Genomic DNA, 3,060 nt, shown 5'->3' on the forward strand with positions numbered 1-3,060 from the left:
TTCATGCGAAAAACATGCAGCTGAGGATAGCCAACGCAATGGACACGGCGATCCACAAAACCGGCTCCCATGGCTTCATCGGCCGGCCGCCGTAATCCGGTGATTTTTCGTAGCCGGTCATGGGTTCCCCTGTTTGCCTGCAAGGCGGCCTGACAACGTCGCCGATGTGATGGAGAACAGTGAAATCTGCGACCTATACAACATCACCACCTTGCTCGAAACGCCATCCCCGCCGGGGAGTGGAAGCTATTATTATGGCTATGGCAGAGGATGGCTCCAGACGGGAGCGAAGTCCCGAAGACAGGGCAAAATCAGACTAAATTTTACCGAAATACCGACGTAACACCCCGTTTCAAAAGCTAAAATGCGCTCGCCGATGCGGGCAATCCTGTATCCGGCCTGCGCCTTCCTTGAAATCGGGCGGCGGCGAAGCGGCGGTTGGCCGCCGAATATGACGCGACGCAGGAAGGCGGTTGAACTGAGAAAGGCTCTCGCTTGGGGGCCTATGTCACGGTGATGACTCTGCCTTTAGCGTCGAGGCGACAACTGATCAGCGCCGGACGGACCTCTTTCCCGTAGTCGATGCGCACCGACAGCGGGGCGGTGAGGCCGTTGGGCCCGGCCACGTGCCCGCTGGCGTCGACCTCAACGGTATCCAGAGTCATGAAGACGTTTTTGTCACTCTCGCCGCCATAGCTGGGGCAACCGATATCAAGGAGGCTGGCGAAAGGCGATGACCTGGGCACGGGCGTCGTGAAACGCAATTACATCGACGGTGTCAACAACCTCGACTATTGGACCGGCAAAACCGATAAATCGGCCCGCAACTTTATGCTCTATTACGCCGAGTCCCACTTGCAGGCAGTCCGCAAGGATCAATGGAAGCTTCATTTCGCTTCACGAGATGGCTACTACGGTCCAACTACCCATTTGGAAGTGCCTTGGGTCTTCAACATTCGGCAGGACCCATTTGAGAGCTATGATCAGGCTCCCGGTCCCCGCGCCTAGACAACCCAGAGCCACACGTATGTGGGCTACCAGGTTCAAGACATCATCGCGGCACATGTAAAAACGCTGGCAGAGCACCCACCAACTCAGCGCGGGACGTCGCTGAGCATGGAAGCGCAGATCGAGCAATTGACCAAGTCCAAGCAGTAGTGGCGCGCTCGGATCAGCTCAAAAGGCGGCGCATAGGCCTAATCTGCGGTAGGGCCGCGCTGCTCACCTCGAACGCTCCTCGCCGCGCGAGGATATCGACAAGGGGTACGAGGGGACGACGACAGCGCTTTCGCTGATTCACACGACGGCTTCAAAGGACAGTTGGTCGCGGTCGGACCGCTTGTCTCCTACAAAGCCAAGTTCGGCGAAGACACCGAGATCGACTTCACGTTCAAGTGGGCGCACTGACGTCAAGAACCGGATGAAGGGCGACGCGCTAGTTTCCAGCGCAGTGGAAGGTTCTAAACATGCGACGGTGGGCGCTAGCTGACCTGATCGATCGTACAATCCTCCGGCGCCTTGTCGGTGCGCCAGCGAATTAACCGCGAGCCATGCCTGAATTTACCATCAGCGATATGATCAGCCGAAAGCTCGGCGACCAGCCGCGGCTCCAGCGACACCATTTTCTGCTTTTTGCCGGTCCAGCGGCTTTTTCCGCCCGGCGCGCGTCCAGTGAAACCACTGCCGTCCTTCAGCGGTTGGGGCAGTTTTGCGATGTCGGCAGCGTCATTGTAAACCCGGCAGTGACCGACGAAATGCAGGAGGCCGTCGTCGCCGTAGAGGCCGAACAACAGGCTATCGATGGTGCCAGTCGCGTCATCCTGGTAATAGCCGGCCAGCACGGCGTCGACTGTGCGCCAAATCTTGAATTTCTGCATCACGCGCTCGCCGGCCCAATAAGGTTGATCAAGCGGCTTTGCCACAATGCCATCAAGTCCGTGCCCGCGTTCAGACAACCAGTTCAGCGCTTCGCCTGCTATCCGCGTGGCTTTGGAAAGCACGATGGCCTGAGAGAATCCCGGGGTCTTTACGAACGCTTTAAGCGCGGCGCGCCGGTCGGCGAAGGGATGCGCGATCAACGGGCCGCTGTCGCCGGCGAGAAGATCGAAGACGATCAGCCGCGCCGGGAACTTGCCCGATAGCTCAGCAATGCGGCTGGCTGCCGGGTGCAGCCTGAGTTGCAGCGTCTCGAAACTCTGGCCTGGTATGACGATCTCGCCATCCAACACAAAACGTTCGGCCTTCACGCGAGCCAGCCCGGCCGCAACCTCCGGGAAATAGCGGTTCAGTGATTTTTGTTTTTTCGATTGAAGATGCACCGTGCCGCCATCGCGGAAGGCAATGCATCGGAAGCCATCGTATTTGGGCTCGTAAAGCCATCCGCGGCCGCGGGGTAACTCGTCCACTTGCTCGGCTTCCATCGGCTTCAGCGACAGGGGGATGGTCAGAACCGGCTCGCTTTTCGTGTTGCCGGCCACCGCCGGAGCCTGCGTGGGCTGTGCCAGCTCTCGCCGGATTCGTTTCATCTCTGCCTCGTCTCACGTTGCATCGCGTTACCAAGAGGAATTTCCACTGCTGGCATTGGTTCCGACACTTTGCCGAGGGCGAGGTATTCAATTTCAACGCGCCATGTTTTCACGATCAACTGGCTGCCCACGGTAAGACACCTTCGCTCCAGTCCAGTGCCCCACCTCCGATTGAATACCTCTCGCGATCTCCCATTGGATGTTACCCGTATCGCGGGCGCGGTAGTGCTGCATCTGTTTGGGCAATGACGGGGCGGAGCGATCAGGCAACGGCTGCCGCGTCCACCTAACAGGATTGGTCATCCCGCTAGCCCTCGGTGAGGCCTATGCCCTCAGCCAATGGACGGAGCTTATGGCTATTCGGTCGGTGTACTGACAGGGGCCGCGTGGCGCGCACCAGGCTCAACCCGAAAAAATGTCGGGAAGAGTCCAAGGGGCATTAGGCTGTAGTGACGATTTAACGGCTTGGGATTCCCAAAGTTGCGCAAATCAGATTCAACGCTGGCTTTTGGAGGCTGGCGATGGACGGAGAGGT

The 3,060-nt window shown here is 58.6% G+C and carries 3 protein-coding genes; 1 reads left to right on the forward strand and 2 read right to left on the reverse strand.

Going from position 1 to position 3,060, the window contains the following annotated elements; all coding sequences use genetic code 11:
- Window positions 1-503: 503 nt before the first annotated feature.
- Window positions 504-665: a hypothetical protein gene (locus F3H98_RS30760; protein ID WP_425294901.1), complete on the reverse strand. Its 162-nt coding sequence runs from the start codon at window positions 663-665 to the stop codon at window positions 504-506.
- Window positions 666-753: 88 nt separating this feature from the next.
- Here F3H98_RS30760 and F3H98_RS30765 point away from each other — a divergent pair, with 88 nt between their 5' ends.
- The gene (locus F3H98_RS30765; protein WP_149764774.1) at window positions 754-1,008 is read left to right on the forward strand and encodes an alkaline phosphatase family protein; all 255 of its coding nucleotides are present in this window, start codon (window positions 754-756) and stop codon (window positions 1,006-1,008) included.
- A gap of 473 nt (window positions 1,009-1,481) precedes the next feature.
- Here F3H98_RS30765 and F3H98_RS30770 read toward each other — a convergent pair whose 3' ends face one another.
- Window positions 1,482-2,525 carry an ATP-dependent DNA ligase gene (locus tag F3H98_RS30770; RefSeq protein ID WP_149764776.1) on the reverse strand — a complete coding sequence of 348 codons (1,044 nt, stop codon included), beginning with the start codon at window positions 2,523-2,525 and terminating at the stop codon, window positions 1,482-1,484.
- Window positions 2,526-3,060 lie beyond the last annotated feature (535 nt).

The organism is Neomesorhizobium albiziae (assembly GCF_900114255.1).
Lineage (GTDB): Bacteria > Pseudomonadota > Alphaproteobacteria > Rhizobiales > Rhizobiaceae > Neomesorhizobium > Neomesorhizobium albiziae.

What these genes read in the sequence shown, in the direction of transcription:
- F3H98_RS30770 (WP_149764776.1), bottom strand. Translation starts at nt 2,525, where the DNA reads ATGAAACGAATCCGGCGAGAGCTGGCACAGCCCACGCAGGCTCCGGCG.
- F3H98_RS30760 (WP_425294901.1), bottom strand. Translation starts at nt 665, where the DNA reads ATGACTCTGGATACCGTTGAGGTCGACGCCAGCGGGCACGTGGCCGGG.